This is a genomic window from Rhizobium sp. FY34 (genome assembly GCF_005222845.1).
Lineage (GTDB): Bacteria > Pseudomonadota > Alphaproteobacteria > Rhizobiales > Rhizobiaceae > Neorhizobium.
In genome coordinates, this window is the sequence record NZ_STFZ01000014.1 from 289,878 (window position 1) to 304,788 (window position 14,911).

Consider the following 14,911-nt stretch of genomic DNA (forward strand, 5'->3'; position numbering starts at 1 on the left):
CTATATGGCGCCCGTCCCGCAAGCCCGCGTGTTTCCGTCCGGGCGGCAAATCGCCTTTGCGTGTTTTGTTCAAAAAATCGCGTGGATCGATCAAGAACCGACGCGATGCCTCATGCAGCTTATTCGGGCCAAACCTGCCGGTCACGGACCGGGATGATGGGCAACGTGGGTGCGGGAGGAAAACGCATGTCGAATAAAATCATCGAAAAAGCACCCGCCGGTGCCGGTACCGAGCTGGACGTGTTGATCATCGGCGCAGGAGTATCCGGCCTCTATCAGTTGCATCTCATGCGCGAGAAAGGTCTGACGGCCCGCATTTGTGAAGCCGGTTCAGGCATCGGAGGAACCTGGTTCTGGAACCGCTATCCGGGTGCCCGTCTCGATTCAGAATCGCCGAGCTATCAGTATCTGTTCTCCGAGGAGCTCTATCGCAACTGGACCTGGAGCGAACGCTTTGCGACCCAGGCAGAAGTCGAGGCATGGCTGAATTATGTGGCTGACAGTTTGGCTTTGAGGCAGGACATAGATCTAGACACCGCCGTGACGAGCGCAGTCTGGGACGAAAGCATATTGCGCTGGACCGTGCAGACCTCGCGCGGCACGACACTCAGGCCGCGCTTTGTCATTGCCTGCTGTGGCATGTTGTCGGCGCCGCTCACGGACCAGTTTCCGGGTCAGACGCTGTTTAAAGGCCAGATTTTTCACACCGCACGCTGGCCGGCGACCGGAGCTAATCTTGCCGGAAAACGCGTCGGCGTCATCGGCACCGGCGCCACCGGCATTCAGGTCGTGCAGGCCCTCGCCCCGGTTGCGGGCGAATTGACCGTATTCGTGCGGACGCCGCATTATGCACTGCCCATGCAGAACGTTCAGTATTCGGCTGTTGAGATCGAAGCTTACAAATCGAACTTCCGCGCCTTGCAGGATCAGCTGCCGGTTTCCTTCGGCGGTTTCGATTTCGCCCCCGAATATGCCTGGGCGGATCTGTCGCCGGAAAAGCGGCTTGAAATCCTCGAAGCATGCTATTCGGACGGTTCGCTGAAGTTCTGGCTTGCGTCATTCGCCGAATTATTCGTTGACGAAGAGGTCAACGCGGAAATCTCTGCCTTTATCCGTGCCAAGATGCGGGCGCGCCTGAATGATGACCGGCTGAGTGAGATCCTGGTTCCTGCCGACTATGGTTTCGGCACGCGGCGCGTGCCGCTTGAAAACGGCTTCCTCGAAGCCTTTCTGCAACCAAATGTCCACGCCGTTCCCGTCAAGTCGAACCCGATTGCCGCCGTGACGCCCACGGGGTTGCAACTCGCCGATGGAACGGTTCACGAACTCGATGCAATTATCATGGCCACCGGATTCGATGCCGGTACCGGCGCATTTGCGCGGATCGACTTCAGGGGTCGCGATGGTCTGTCGTTGCGTGACCATTGGCAAAAGGGTGTATCCACCGCGTTTGGCCTGCAGATGAACGGGTTCCCCAATCTTTTCATGACGGGCGCACCTCTGGCGCCGTCGGCGGCACTTTGCAACATGCCCATCTGCCTGCAGTTCCAGAATGAATGGATAGCGGACTGCATCGAGCATGTCCTCGAAAACGGTGGCCATGTGATCGAGCCTACGGCGCAAATCGAACGGGAGTGGGTAGAGCATCACGATCTCGTCGCCGCCAGCGTGCTGATGAGCAAGACGGACTCCTGGTATGTCGGCTCCAACGTGGCTGGCAAGCCCCGGCGCCTGCTGGCTTACGCCGGTGGCGCGGACGCCTATCGGACCCGATGCCTTGAGATTGCCGAAAGCGGCTATTCCGGCTTCGACATCCACTGATCGCCCCCCCCCCCAAAAAAAAATCCCAGCTGAGACAGATCGAGGAAGACCTATGAATTCCGAACTCAAACAGGCAATGGATGCACATCTGGCCAAGACTGTTTCGACATCGCCGGGGCTGCCGGGCGTCATCGCCATGATCACCGATCGTGATGGCGACATCTATCGGGGAAGCGCAGGAACGCGTGCCATAGGCGGCGGCGACGAAATGACACTCGACACCGTTTTTGCCCTCTATTCGACCACCAAGGCGGTGACGGCCGTTGCGGTCCTTCAACTGATGGAAGACGGGTCTCTCGACCTTGACGCCCCTGCACGAACCTATCTGCCGGAAATCGGTGACCTGAAGGTGCTGGAAGGCTTCGGGGCCGACGGTCACCCAATCCTGCGCCGCCCGGCTCGCGAGATCACCACCCGCATGCTGCTCACCCATACGGCGGGGCTGGCCTATGATTTCTTCAGTGGCGATTACGTCCGCTTCATGCAAGCCACCGGAACGCCAAGCCCATTCAGCGGGCGCCGCGCCGCCCTCAACACGCCTCTGCTGTTCGAGCCTGGGGAACGCTGGCACTATGGGTCCAACATCGACTGGTGCGGGCAGATTGTCGAGGCCATTGCGGGGCAGCGTCTCGGCGAGGTCTTCGAAAAGCGCATCTTCGCACCTCTGGGCATGCGCGATACGAGCTTTCGTCTCCATGAAGGCCTGCACCCACGGCTCGCGACGCTGCACGACCGTCACGCCGATGGCAGCTTGACGCGCTCTGCCTTCTCGCTACCAGCCGAACCGGAAGTCGATATGGGCGGACACGGCCTTTTTGGCACCGTGGGCGACTACATGAAATTCATTCGGATGTGGCTTAACCAGGGTCGTGGCGATCACGGGCGGGTTCTGAGGTCCGAAACGGTCGCTTTGGCGCTGAGCAACCAGATGGGTGATCTGAAGGTGCAGCCCATGCAAGGCATGGTCCCGGCGCTTGCCAGTGATGCAGAATTTTTCCCCGGCATGCCGAAATCCTGGGGTTACAGCTTCATGATCAACGATGAGGATACCCCGATGGGCAGGCCAGCGGGCGCAGCCGCTTGGGCAGGGCTGGCAAACCTCTTCTATTGGATAGACCACCGGAACGGCTTCGGCGGCTTCTGGGCAACGCAGATCATCCCGCTCGGCGATCTGACCTCTATTGTTGGCTTCTTTGAAATGGAAGCAATTTTCAACCATGGTTTCGCCCCGCGTCTGCGTGGTGCCTCCGTGGCCTGAGCACGGATGCCGGCATCTCGGCAATTTGTTTCCCTTCCTCCCAGCTATCTGGGGGTAGGGGGACTACACGATATGGGTGGCACCCTCGGGGAGAGGATGCCGGGAGGAACAAATGAGTGACGGAATGAACGAAACCGGCGGCTTGCGAACCGCCCCAGGAACCTCTCAGGGCATCCTGCTCGGTCTTTTATCGTTAGTATCGGTGGCCGCAAGCGTTTTGCTCGCACCCGTTCTACCCAGTATGGTGGCGCATTTCGCACCACTCGATCCTCATGCCGAAACCAAGGTCGTTCTTGCCATGATGGCGCCGGCGCTCATGGTTGCCGTCAGTTCAAGCTTTGTTGGTATCCTGATCGATAAGATCGGGCGGCGGAGCGTTCTTATTGTCAGTCTCCTGCTCTACGGGCTGATCGGCATTTCGCCAGCCTTTATCCATGACCTGAATATCCTCGTCTGCTCTCGCTTCCTGCTTGGCATATTCGAAGCCGCGATCATGGTGGCATCAACGACCCTCATTGGAGACTATTTCGAGGGTAAAGAAAGACAAAAGTGGCTGATCATGCAGACGGTATTCGTTGCGGTTTCCGGGATTCCCTTCATCTTGATTGGCGGTGTTCTTGGGCAACTGCATTGGAATGTTCCCTTTTATGTCTACGGCGTATTTATCCTGGCCATACCAGCCGCGTTGACGTTGCTCAGGGAGCCGTCGCATCGCCCGCGCGACGATAATTCCCTGGCATTTCCGTGGCGCGATGTGATTGGCTTTTATGCAATAGGCTTGCTGGTCGCTATCTTGTTTCTCATCGTCCCCATCCAGTTGCCATTCTTGTTGACGCAGCGTGGCATCACCTCACCGTTGACAATCTCCGTGGGTAACATGGCGAATTCATTCGCCATACTTGTGGGTTCCATCTATTTCCGACGTCGGGCTGATCATCCCGTCTGGGCGAACTTTGCCTTCGCCTTTGCCTTCATCGGCGTTGGTTTGCTCCTTGTCGTTGGAACAGGAAATTTCTGGCTCACGCTTGTGGGGGCTGTGCTCTCCGGTTTGGGAGGAGGGTTCATTCTGCCTGCAGTTGTCAGCGAAATTCTCCGGCATCTGCCGTTCGAGCTGCGTGGACGCGGAACCGGACGCTGGCAGACGTCTTATTTTGCCGGCAGTTTCGGTGGCCCGTTGATCGTGCTGGGCATCACCAGTTTGACCGGCGCGCTAGAGAGCACGTTGATCGTCATGGCTCTTGTTTCGTTGGCAAGTGCTCTCGCAAGTCTGGTGGCGCTGTACAAGGTCAGAACAGTTTCACAAGACTAGTGGTCGATTTAATTCCATAAATGTGCTTACCTGATTTTTAATAAATCATTGATTTGCAATGAAGAAAAATCGATAGCAACGACGGAATCTTTGTATTCGACACGTCCGTTGCGGTCAGCGAACAACGTTGCGGTTTATCAACAGGCGTAGAGCATTTTTCGAATGCGTTGGAACTGGTGAGGTCCAGAATATCGCTGCGGGACACCGTCCGAGGGGGACGCTCGCGGCCATGCGAGCGTGAACTGGCACAGAGTGTCACCTCTGATTATGGTTTTCTGATCAGGGCTTGGTCAATGGGCTGGGCTTTTCTCCTCTCTTCTGTGCTGCGGCTGACGAGCTGGCTTTGAAGCGGAAGCTGTCGGTTTCCAGGATATGGCAAAGTTGGGTCAAGCGATCGAGCGGAGCCGTCGTCATCTTGGCGTCGCCGAAGACCGTGGCCCATTCGCTGAAGCTGAGGTTGGTGGTGATAGCGACGCTTGTTCGTTCGTAGAGCTTGCTCAGGAGGTGGAAGAGCAATGCGCCGCCTGAGGCGCAGAACGGCAGGTATCCCAACTCGTCCAGGATTGCCAAATCATCGCCACCCTGTTTGTGCAGATCCTGCCCAGGCCGATCCGCCTGCCTGACAGGCGTGTCACGGTGTCAGCCGCGACACGCCTCACCATCCAACTCGGTGCGCTCGTCATTGCCCTGTGGAGGAATGATATCGCTGACGCCAGATGACCATAGGTTCCTTCAATTTGCGCCAACAATCCTTCCATTTTTGTATGAGTCTTGACCGGACGCGGAGCGCCGCCAGCGGCACGCGATCCCTGCGACCCCGCGAGGTTCGGTAAGGCCAGTCGTGGGGCTGACCATAGCTCATCAGAGGCGCCATCAAAACCGTTCGTAGCGCTCTGCGGGCTGTGGTGATTTCAGGCTAGAGCAGACGCAATTTCCGTCGGTGGGTATCCTCGCGGCGGCTTCGAGGGCGACCCGCGAGGCCAGCATCGACAGGTTCGGCAGCACACCCTCCTGTAGTAGACTTCCCCGGCTGCGGTCCATGTAGTCGTTGAACCCTGCCGTTACGAAGGCGCAAGGCACGAAGCACGCGCCGATTTCGCGCGACAGGGTCGCTTCCGGCGCTATCGAATGGTTGATGACGTCTGCCCCCATGGAGCGGAAGGCCAATGCTTCTGCCGGGCTCGTCAGTCGCGGTCCGTAGGCATGGGCAGCAACCAATCCCTGTTCGATTCCATGCACGCGGCAGGTGGCTGGCCAGAACTCGCGGGCTGTCTCCGCCAGGATCCTGGCGCAATGCGGGCAGACGATCTGCTTGCCGGAGCAATCGAAGCGCTGGCGGCCCGGCAACAGGGAATAGGGGGTCTGGGTGAGTTCGATGATGTCGGCATTGATGACCATGTCACCCGGCTGGATCGCCTTGTTGACCGCCCCGATTGTTGAGCAGGCGATAACGTGGGTAACGCCTGATTCCATCAGGACCCAGAAGGATCGGCGGTGGCAGGAATGGTCGATGTGGTCGCGCGGATTGCCGTGCGAATACATGCACAAAGCCTGCCGTGTCTTGCCTTCGGCTGTGATGCTGGCGTCGAATTCCAGAAGCTTCCAGTTTTCCGAGATGCCATAGGGCGTGTCGAAGGCCAGGTCACGGGTGAGCACCCTGACGCCCGGCATGCCGACATCCTCCGGAAAGGCGAGGCCCCAATTGGCCGAGCCGGTGATGATGGCCAATCCGGTTTTCGGAATGGGAGAGAGAAGAATGTCATGCGTCATGTTATGTCTTTCAGGCGTTCTGCCCACGGTCGCGCAAATTGAAGAACAGGACCACACCGGAAATCAACACGGTCCAGAGGGTGGAAATGGCGGCAATCGTCGGGTCGATCTGGTCGCGCAACGAGATGAACATCAGCTTCGGCAGCGTGCTGCTCGGGCCGTTGGCGACGAAGATTGAAATGACCGCCTCGTCCAGCGACGTGAGGAAAGCCATCAGCGCCGCAGTTGACAGGCTCAATCCGAGTTGCGGCAGAATGATGCCGCCCATGGTCTGAAACCAGCTCGCGCCGAGGCTGCGCGCGGCCTGCGCCTGGGCCCAGTCGAACCGGTTGAGCGCCGGATAGAGCACGATCACCGCGACCGGAATGGCAAGCACCACATGTCCGGCCAGGACCCCGGTCAGCGTGCCGACGAGGCCGAGCTTCGCCAGCACGAAGAACAGCCCGATCGCGAGAAGGATGCCGGGCGTCACCGACGGCGAGAGCAGCAGCGCATAGATACCGGCGGCTGTCCGACCACCGAGCCGATTGAGTGCGAAGCAGGCCAGAAAACTCGCCGGTACGGCAACCGCAGCCGTCAATATGCCGAGGATCAGACTGGTGCGCAGCGCCGCCATCCACGCGGAAGACATAAAGAAGCTCTCGTACCAGCGAAGGGACCATTCGCGGGGCGGAAATTCAAGCAGATCCGACGCGGAGAATGACAGGGGCACCACGATCAGCGTGGGCAGCATCAGAAAGAGCAGGACCAGAGCAGAGAAGCTCCACAGCAAGGTTTTGCTCAAGCGATTGTCCTGATAGGCGTCAAGCATGGCGTGTCCCCCGGTTAAGGAACCAGCGCGTAGCAAACAGCATTGCGCCGGTGAGGAGAACGAGGACGAGCAACAGTACGCCGAGTGCGCTTGCCGAACCCCAGTCCTGGAAAGTGGAAAGCGTGCGGTCGATGCGGATAGAGATCGGATTGACCTTGCCGCCGCCCAGCACCGCCGGCGTGATGAAGAAGCCGAGCGTGTAGATGAAGACGATCGTTGAGCCCGACAGGATACCACCCGCTGAAAGCGGCAGGATGACCGTGCGCACGCAATGCCAGAGGCCTGCACCCATGCTGGCCGCAGCCCGGATAATGTTGCTGTCGATATCGCGCATGGCCGCATAGACCGGGAGCACGAAGAGCGGCAGCATGTAGTGCACCATGCCTATCAGGGTGCCATTGAAATTGTAGACAAGCGGCAACGGAGCGTCGGTAAGGCCTAGGCTTTGCAGTGCCGCATTCACCAGACCGTCTTTGCGCAGGAGGACGAGCCAGCCATAGGTGCGCACAAGGATCGATGTCCAGAGCGGCAGCATGATCAGGATCAGCACCCGGTTGGCGATCCGCGTGCTGGTACTTGCTAGCGTGAGCGCCAGCGGTATGCCAAGGATCATGCAGAGCACAAGTGTGGTCCCCGACAAAGCGAGCGTTGTGCCGAGTGCCGACCAGGTGAGCCCGCTGGACAGGATCTTTCCGTAATTGGCCGTGGTGAAGTTGCCACCGAGATCGAGAAAGGACTGGCGCAGGATCCAGGCGACCGGGAGCAGGGCGGCAAACCCCACCAGAACGAGCGCCGGCAGCGCCAGCGACAGATAGAAGCGCCGTTCGCGCCGGGCATCCTGCAGATAGGCGGCAGCACTCATCGGGCGGCACCTTCCGGGAGGCTGTGCACCGTTGCGGCGGCGGCATAGGCGGTCAGTTCCTGACCGGGCCGGAACCCGGCGCAACCGGCTGAGCGGGTCGCCGGCACGCTCAGCATCACTTCGTCGCCATTCGCCGTCTTGAGGTTGAGGAGCCAGTTCTCGCCGCGGAAGGCCTTGGTAGACAGGGTTCCCTTCACTGCCACCTTGCTCCCGGCGATTTCGGCGGGATCGAGGTGAAAACTCTCGGCGCGGATCATCGCCAGCCCCGAGATCGTGGCCCCGGCATCATCGCGGTGGAGCAGATCGATCGGCAGGATGTTCGCCTCGCCCATAAACTCCGCGACGAAGCGCGTCTTCGGCCGATGGTAGATCTCCGAGGGGGTGGCGATCTGCTGGATCTCACCGGCATCCATGACGGCGATCCGGTCCGACATGGTCAGTGCCTCGCGCTGGTCATGGGTGACGTAGATGGTGGTGATGCCAAGATCGTCGTGCAGACGCCGGATCTCAAACTGCATGTGTTCGCGCAAGTTCTTGTCGAGCGCAGACAGAGGCTCGTCCATCAGCATGACACGCGGTTCGAAGACGATCGCGCGGGCGAGCGCCACCCGCTGCCGCTGTCCGCCGGACAGGGCGGCGATGTTGCGGTCACCGTAGCCCTCGAGCTTCACACGTGCCAGAGCGGTCAGTGCCCGCGCACGGGCGTCCGCCTTGGATACCTTTCGTAGGATCAGCGGGTACTCGACATTGGCGAGCACGCTCATGTGCGGGAACAGAGCATAGTTCTGGAAGACGATGCCGATATCCCGCTTGTCGGGCGACAGCCGGGTAACATCCCGACCGCCGATGACAAGGGAGCCGCTGTCGGGGCGGACAAAACCCGCGAGCGCCATCAGGAGCGTCGTCTTGCCGGAGCCTGAGGGGCCGAGCAGTGTCAGGAATTCGCCGGCGGCGATCTCCAGGGAAATGTCGTTCAGCGCCACATAGGTACCGAAGGCTTTCCGGACGCGATCGATGGTGATGGGAAGCGAGGTGATGGCCATGGTGAAAGCGGCTCCAGGATTGTGTCAGCGGTTCATCATCTCGTCGAAGGCGGCCTGGGCCGCATCGCCGTTCTTCACCCACCAGTCTGCCTTAGAGAAGACCGAGGTTTCGACATTGCCGGGAGCTGTTGCCAGAAGCTGCAGGCGTTCTGCGGGGATCAGGCCACCTTCATAGGCTTTGGGGTTCAGCGGGCCGTAGGCGATGTAGTTAGTGAGTTTGGCACCGCGCTCCGGCTTGGTCATGGCGGCGATCAGCTTCATCGCGGCGTCTTTGTTGGCCGAGCCCTTCGGCACCGCGAGGCAGTCCGTGCCGATCACCGAGCCCTTGAAGCTGTAGTTCGCGGCGCCACCGTCTGCCTTGACACTTTCGGCACGGCCGTTCCAGGTGACGACGAGGTCCGCTTCGCCGTCCTTGAGGATCTGCGCCGACTGGGCACCCGAGGTCCACCAGACCGAAACATTCGGCTTCAGGACTTCCAGCCGGTCGATCGCGCGCTTCAGGCCTTCGGCGCTGTCGAGCACGGTGTAGACCTCGCTTGGGGCGACACCCTCCGACAGGAGTGCGATTTCGATCAGGTCCTGGGCATTGGCACGCAGTGCACGCGTGCCGGGGAAGGCCTTCACGTCCCAGAACTCCGCCCAGCTTGCCGGCGGCTTCTCGCCGATGGTCTTGGTGTTCCAGGCCATGACGGTGCCGTAGGAGCTGAAGGGGTAGCAATAGGCGGATTCCGCGCCGGCCGGCAGCGACTTCGGATCGATGATCGAATAGTCGATCGGCTCGAGCAATCCCTGGGCGGCAGCCTGGGCGCCTTCGGGTGAACCGAGATGGATGACGTCGGTCGTCACGGCACCGGACGTTACCTGCATCTTGAGGGCGGCGAAGCCGTCGCTCTGGGTTTCCTCGCGCACCTCAATGCCGAGTTCCGCCGCGGCGGGTCCCCACATGGCCTCTTTCATGGCGGTGCCATAATCGCCGCCGGCCGTCGTGATTGTCAGTGTCTGTGCAGCCAGCGGGCTGGCGGCAGCGATGGCAATTGCAGCCACGGAAAGGCGCAGAATACGTTTCATGGGTCAGTCTCCTATGTTCACCCTCGAATGACGATTTTGGGTCTTAATGCCCGAATTTTGAAAATCGTAACGTTACGATTGCGAGATATCTGCGTTCCGTCAAGCGGAATCTTGTTGAAGCGAACTGCCCACTTCCAATCTTTCGGAGGAAAGGGCACTGTGTCCCGGTTTCGAACCAGACAGGAATAACCGCGCGCATGGCATTGAATTCCAGACCCAATTTGAGGCAGATCGCGACCGAATTGGGCCTGTCGGTGACAACAGTTTCGAGGGCTCTCAAGGATGGCCCAGAGGTTCATCCAGATACCATCCGGCGGGTAAAGGCCGCAGCCGATGCCGCCGGTTACGTGCCGAATCTGCATGGGCGGGCGCTTCGCACCGGTCTGACGCGGACGCTGACCGCCATTCTTCCGATGGAGACCCGCGACTACCTTTCCGATATCGCCAAGCTGCCCCTGATCGAGGGCATGACGCTGGCTGCCCGCGAAGGCGGTTACAGCCTCTCGGTGTATTCGACCACGCCGGAGGAGGATCCGCAGGAAAACCTCGCGCGTCTGATCCAGATCGGTGGAGCAGACGGGATCGTCATCACGCGTATGGTTTCCGACGATCCCCGCATCCCGTATTTGCTCGAACGCGGTATTCCGTTCATCGCCTTCGGTCGAACGAGCACCGCGTTTGATTACGCGTTTGTGGACGTCGACAACGAGGGCATCGCCTTTGATGCGACGCGCATGCTGCTTGATCGGGGCTGCCGCCGCATTGCACTACAGCTGCTGACCCGCGAGGACCAGTATAGCGCTGCCCGCCTCGTCGGCTATACGAAGGCCATGAACACGGCAGGACAGCCGATAGACCCGCAGATGATCGGCCATGAGGATTTCACCATGGAAGCCAGCGAAGGCTGGATTTCCCGTTTGCTGGACATGCCCGATCCGCCGACCGGTCTCGTCTGTGCCAACGAACTGGGTCTACTTGGCGCCCTCGGGGCGACGCGCCGCAAACGACTGGTCGTCGGTCGCGACTTCCACATCGTCGTGCGCGACAACACGCATATGTGCCGCTATCTCTCCGTTCCCCTGATCGCTCACGTCGTTGACATGGTCGGGATCGGGCGCAGCCTCGTTCAAGGCCTGATCCGCCAGATCGAGGAACCGAACGCGCCGCGCATGCAGCGTGTCGTCGAGGGCAAGGTCCAGCAGATCGCCAAGATCTGACCGGGACAGAGGCCCGCGCGCCGGTCAGCCGGTGCCGAACCGGCCGACCGAGCCTGCGCACTGGAAAGCTTGCTCGTCAGCCGAGCTGTGCCGTCGCAGCGCCATAACCATAGACCCAGGCAGGTTCCTCCAGCTGCTTTAGCCAGGTATTTGCGTTCGAGATCGTCTGGACTTTGGTCGCGCAGTCTCGTCGAGCCACTAGCATATCCTCGACCATGCGCAGACTGAGCGGGAAACGGAAGTAGAGCCAAACGGCACGGGCAATCACGTCGGCTGGAAATCGGTGGCGACGATAAAGAGGAGCACGGCTAAATCTGGTCATCCCACCAGATCCCACATTTTCATCGATGCTCGGGTAACGTGACGGTGCCATGGCGAATTCAGCCAATAACAGGTACCCGCGCGTCAGATACTCAAGGGCTGTAAGCCTTCAAGAAGGCTTCTACGCCAGCTCGCGCCATGTTTTTCCGGTACTGCAGATCAATTGTATCTGCCAATCCCAGCAAGGCGCGTATCTGCATATCACCGAGAATGCCGCCGAAGAACTGTGCAGCAGCTACGCCGGGTTGCTCGGACCTAAGCTCTCCTTTCGCCATCGCACTCGCCAGAAAGGTCGCGAATTCATTCATGAGAGCCGCCGGCCCTTCCTCAAAGAAGCGCTTTGCCAGGTCTGGAAACAGCACGGCCTCTGCGGCGGCGGTTCTGTAAACTGCCACTGTAATCGGCGAGAGCAAAAGATCGATGGCATCGAGCGCGAATTTCTCCAGTACGGAGGCGAGAGGCTCACCGGGTTTTGATTGCAGGGCAAGGGTGTGCTGACGACCTTCTCGGACTATGATTTCGGAAAAGAGTTTTTCCTTGCACTCAAAATGGGCATAGACCGTAGCTTTTCCGACATTTGCGCGCTGTGCGATCGCGTCCATGGTCGTCGCGCCGAAGCCGCGCTCTGCGAAAAGATCTCGGGCAGCCTTCAGGATCTTCTCGCTCTTCACCTGAGACAGAGATCCGCGCTCTCGCCTGACGGGGGCAGGATTGTCGTTTTTCATGCGTTCAGTTTCATCAGCTTTCATCCGGTAGCCGTATACCATGATTTTTCTCCGGTTGGTATCGAAGTGGCAGCCGACTTCAAGGAGTTGTGCCTTCAAAGGCATTCTGAAGCAGATGACGTATCGTTTCCCTGTCAAAGGGCTTTGGTGACCAATAGGGGTTCAGGGTCGCAAGTTCTGCAGCCCGATCCAGCTGATCTGCGTTCATTCCGATCTGGGCAAGGTTGGTTGGCGCTCCGCAGCCCCTTGCAAGGTCCTGAATGGCTTTGGCAGGGCTCCGGTCACCCAGATTGGCCGCGCGTTGAATGCGCTTCATGGCCTGTGGCACTGCGTCGGAGACGAAACCCGTCACATAGGGCAGCATTACCGTATGCGTTTCCGCGTGAGGCAGATCAAAGGAGCCTCCCAGCACATGGCATAACTTGTGATGGATCGACATACTGACCGATCCCAGGCAGGAGCCGGCAAGCCAAGCTCCCTGGAGAGCGAGACACCTGCCGTCGATGCTTTGAGGGTACCGGTGGATGAGTGGCAAGGCGCCCATCAGATTACTGATCGCCTCCTGTGCCATAAGAGATATGATCGGATTACCATCTTGCGCATAGAGGGCCTCCACCGCATGGGCCATCGCATTCATGCCGCTTGTCACGCTGAGGGTGGTTGGCAATCCAAGGGTCAGCTCCACATCATAAACGGTCGCGGCAGGCAATATTGAAGGTGCCCGCTGGGTCGTTTTGATCCCATTTTTCGTTTCTCCCAGAATCGGGGTCATTTCAGAACCGGCATAGGTGGTGGGTACCGCAAGATGCGGAAGACCGGTGCGCAATGCCACCGCTTTTCCAAGGCCGATTGCCGAGCCTCCTCCGACGGAAATTATTCCGTTGGCGGAGGCTCGCGCCAGGTCCGCCATCGCCAAGTCGGTAATGTCTTTGGGTGTGTGCATCACTGCTCGAGGGCACAGTGCGGCACGAACTGTACCAAGGTGTTCGGCGACATCTGCTGCCATGTCTTGCTGTTCTGCCGTTGAAACGACAAGAGCATTCGACATTCCAAGCCTTTCGGCTTGCTGTCCAACAAGGCGCCTGGTGCCGCTGCCGAAAATCACGCGGTTGCTGGAGAACTGTAATGAGAAGTCGAAATCGCTCACTGTGCAGCCGCCTCCGCAAGTATGAAATCATAGTCCAGCACCAGATAGGGGCGGTCCATCTGCGTGCCGTCTGGGGCAGTACCGGGCTGACATTCCCGGTAGCGGGTAACGAGCGAGGTCTTGACACCGAACACCACATCGCTTTCCAGGTAGGGATCACCATCGATGAAGACATGTGTCACAAGGGTTTGGAAGCCCGGTGCTTCAATCATGAAGTGAACGTGTTCCGGCCGGAACGGGTGACGTCCCTGTGCCTCCAGCATCTGGCCGACAGGTCCATCATTGGGGATCGGGTAGTACTTCGGTTTGACCGACCAGAACCAGAACCTGCCGTCGACATCCGTGCGAAAGCTGCCCCGCATCTTCAGCTCATCGCTGACCTGAACATCATAGAAGCCTTCATCGTCGGAATGCCATGTGTCCACGAGGGCCGATAGGGGCGCGCCATCCGGGCCGCGAACTGTTCCGCTCACAAAGAGCGGCACGCCCGGCACGCCCGGCGATATGTTGTCCCCAAGTGACAGCTGTGGTCGCGTCTCTACAAAGAACGGGCCGAAGACTGTGGTTTCTGTTGCTGCATCTGCCGTGCGATGATTGATGGCATCGACAAGCATGGATACGCCCAGCGTATCCGACAGGAGAACGAATTCCTGTCGGGTCTCGCTGCACATTTGGCCCACCCGCGTCAGGAACGAGACACCGAACTCCCATTCCGCCTGGCTGGGCTCGATTTCCCGCACGAAGGCGTGAAGATGACGGACGAGGGATTCGCTGATCTGACGGATCCGCGGATTCTCAGCCTGCCCGACGGCGCACAGGACTTCCGCCGTTATGCTCTCTTCGTTGAGATCACGCATGGTCGAACTCTTTCATGGCTTCCCGACAACGACTGAAAGGCGTTTAGCCCACAAACGGCGATCCGCCATTCAGCCAATCCGCGCCACGAGAATAGAGAGCTTCCACTTCCGGTCCCACCAGACCCGGCATGTCCGGCTTGACCTTGTAGCCGATGGCGGTCTGCAGATAGGCCAGATGTCGGTAGCCTTCTGGAAAACTGTTCAAACGTTGCTGATCCAGAACAGGTCGCTCCATCGGATTGACGGCATCGATCCGGTCCTTCTCATAGATCGGCTGACGCACGACAATGCCCCAGCGTCCATCGCGCCGCTCAATGAAATCATAGAATCGGCCGGTGCAAACCACATCGCACAACACACCTTCGACCACGGCACGTTGGCTGATGGTCATCTTCGTCTGTGCGATCGCACGATCTCCCTTGATGTCGATCAGCGTTCCACCGAGGAAATGCAGAATACGAACACCCTTGGCAAAAGCAGCCTTGCTTATCTCGATGAATTCATCCGGCGTCCCCTGAAACCAGGTCGCCATCATCCGTCCGTCCGGGTGCCAACATGTGCGAAACCTCTCCCAAAGGCACGCATCGCGCGTGAGCGCCCATTCCTCAATAAGATCCCGGATGGCGTCGCGTTCTGCTTTCATGGTCTTCCTCCCTGCGAATTACCGGTGCGGCGAGCGGCTGAAGCTCAGAGGCACCTTCG

Annotated in this window: 13 protein-coding genes and 2 pseudogenes; 4 read left to right on the top strand and 11 right to left on the bottom strand. The window is 59.4% G+C overall.

Features of this window, described 5'->3' with window-relative positions:
• Positions 1–81: 81 nt before the first annotated feature.
• The 3 genes from E8M77_RS12265 (at position 82) to E8M77_RS12275 (ending at position 4,388) form a co-directional block, all read left to right on the top strand.
• Positions 82–1,821 carry an NAD(P)/FAD-dependent oxidoreductase gene (locus tag E8M77_RS12265; RefSeq protein ID WP_348639903.1) on the top strand — a complete coding sequence of 580 codons (1,740 nt, stop codon included), beginning with the start codon at positions 82–84 and terminating at the stop codon, positions 1,819–1,821.
• A 52-nt stretch (positions 1,822–1,873) separates the two neighbouring features.
• The gene (locus E8M77_RS12270; RefSeq protein ID WP_137130911.1) at positions 1,874–3,079 is read left to right on the top strand and encodes a serine hydrolase domain-containing protein; all 1,206 of its coding nucleotides are present in this window, start codon (positions 1,874–1,876) and stop codon (positions 3,077–3,079) included.
• A 112-nt stretch (positions 3,080–3,191) separates the two neighbouring features.
• The gene (locus E8M77_RS12275) at positions 3,192–4,388 is read left to right on the top strand and encodes an MFS transporter (RefSeq protein WP_137130912.1); all 1,197 of its coding nucleotides are present in this window, start codon (positions 3,192–3,194) and stop codon (positions 4,386–4,388) included.
• Positions 4,389–4,667: 279 nt separating this feature from the next.
• Here E8M77_RS12275 and E8M77_RS12280 read toward each other — a convergent pair.
• From E8M77_RS12280 to E8M77_RS12305, 6 genes and pseudogenes are all read right to left on the bottom strand, one after another.
• Positions 4,668–4,961: pseudogene (locus E8M77_RS12280) on the bottom strand (ATP-binding protein); the annotation flags it as partial.
• A 300-nt stretch (positions 4,962–5,261) separates the two neighbouring features.
• Positions 5,262–6,158 carry a 5'-methylthioadenosine phosphorylase gene (locus E8M77_RS12285; RefSeq protein WP_137130913.1) on the bottom strand — a complete coding sequence of 299 codons (897 nt, stop codon included), beginning with the start codon at positions 6,156–6,158 and terminating at the stop codon, positions 5,262–5,264.
• Positions 6,159–6,168: 10 nt separating this feature from the next.
• Positions 6,169–6,969 (bottom strand): ABC transporter permease, encoded by an 801-nt coding sequence (locus E8M77_RS12290; RefSeq protein WP_137130914.1) that lies wholly within the window; start codon positions 6,967–6,969, stop codon positions 6,169–6,171.
• Positions 6,962–7,831, bottom strand: a complete 870-nt coding sequence (locus tag E8M77_RS12295; RefSeq protein ID WP_137130915.1) for an ABC transporter permease — start codon at positions 7,829–7,831, stop codon at positions 6,962–6,964. Before E8M77_RS12295 ends, E8M77_RS12290 begins: the two co-directional genes overlap by 8 nt.
• Positions 7,828–8,874, bottom strand: a complete 1,047-nt coding sequence (locus E8M77_RS12300; protein ID WP_137130916.1) for an ABC transporter ATP-binding protein — start codon at positions 8,872–8,874, stop codon at positions 7,828–7,830. The genes E8M77_RS12295 and E8M77_RS12300 overlap by 4 nt, the downstream gene beginning before the upstream one ends.
• A gap of 24 nt (positions 8,875–8,898) precedes the next feature.
• Positions 8,899–9,942 carry an ABC transporter substrate-binding protein gene (locus E8M77_RS12305; protein WP_137130917.1) on the bottom strand — a complete coding sequence of 348 codons (1,044 nt, stop codon included), beginning with the start codon at positions 9,940–9,942 and terminating at the stop codon, positions 8,899–8,901.
• A 197-nt stretch (positions 9,943–10,139) separates the two neighbouring features.
• On the opposite strand from E8M77_RS12305, the gene E8M77_RS12310 reads away from it, so the two are divergent.
• The gene (locus E8M77_RS12310) at positions 10,140–11,159 is read left to right on the top strand and encodes a LacI family DNA-binding transcriptional regulator (protein ID WP_137130918.1); all 1,020 of its coding nucleotides are present in this window, start codon (positions 10,140–10,142) and stop codon (positions 11,157–11,159) included.
• Positions 11,160–11,355: 196 nt separating this feature from the next.
• On the opposite strand, the pseudogene E8M77_RS24050 reads toward E8M77_RS12310, so the two are convergent.
• From E8M77_RS24050 to E8M77_RS12335, 5 genes and pseudogenes are all read right to left on the bottom strand, one after another.
• A pseudogene (locus E8M77_RS24050) lies at positions 11,356–11,481 on the bottom strand (IS6 family transposase); the annotation flags it as partial.
• A 91-nt stretch (positions 11,482–11,572) separates the two neighbouring features.
• Entirely contained in the window at positions 11,573–12,247 is a 675-nt protein-coding gene (locus tag E8M77_RS12320) for a TetR/AcrR family transcriptional regulator (RefSeq protein ID WP_170975837.1), read from the bottom strand.
• Between the two features lie 37 nt (positions 12,248–12,284).
• Entirely contained in the window at positions 12,285–13,352 is a 1,068-nt protein-coding gene (locus E8M77_RS12325; protein WP_137130921.1) for a maleylacetate reductase, read from the bottom strand.
• A complete protein-coding gene (locus tag E8M77_RS12330; protein WP_137130922.1) occupies positions 13,349–14,209 on the bottom strand; it encodes an intradiol ring-cleavage dioxygenase in 861 nt (286 codons plus the stop codon). Before E8M77_RS12330 ends, E8M77_RS12325 begins: the two co-directional genes overlap by 4 nt.
• Before the next feature lie 43 nt (positions 14,210–14,252).
• Entirely contained in the window at positions 14,253–14,852 is a 600-nt protein-coding gene (locus E8M77_RS12335) for a nuclear transport factor 2 family protein (RefSeq protein ID WP_137130923.1), read from the bottom strand.
• Positions 14,853–14,911: the final 59 nt, after the last annotated feature.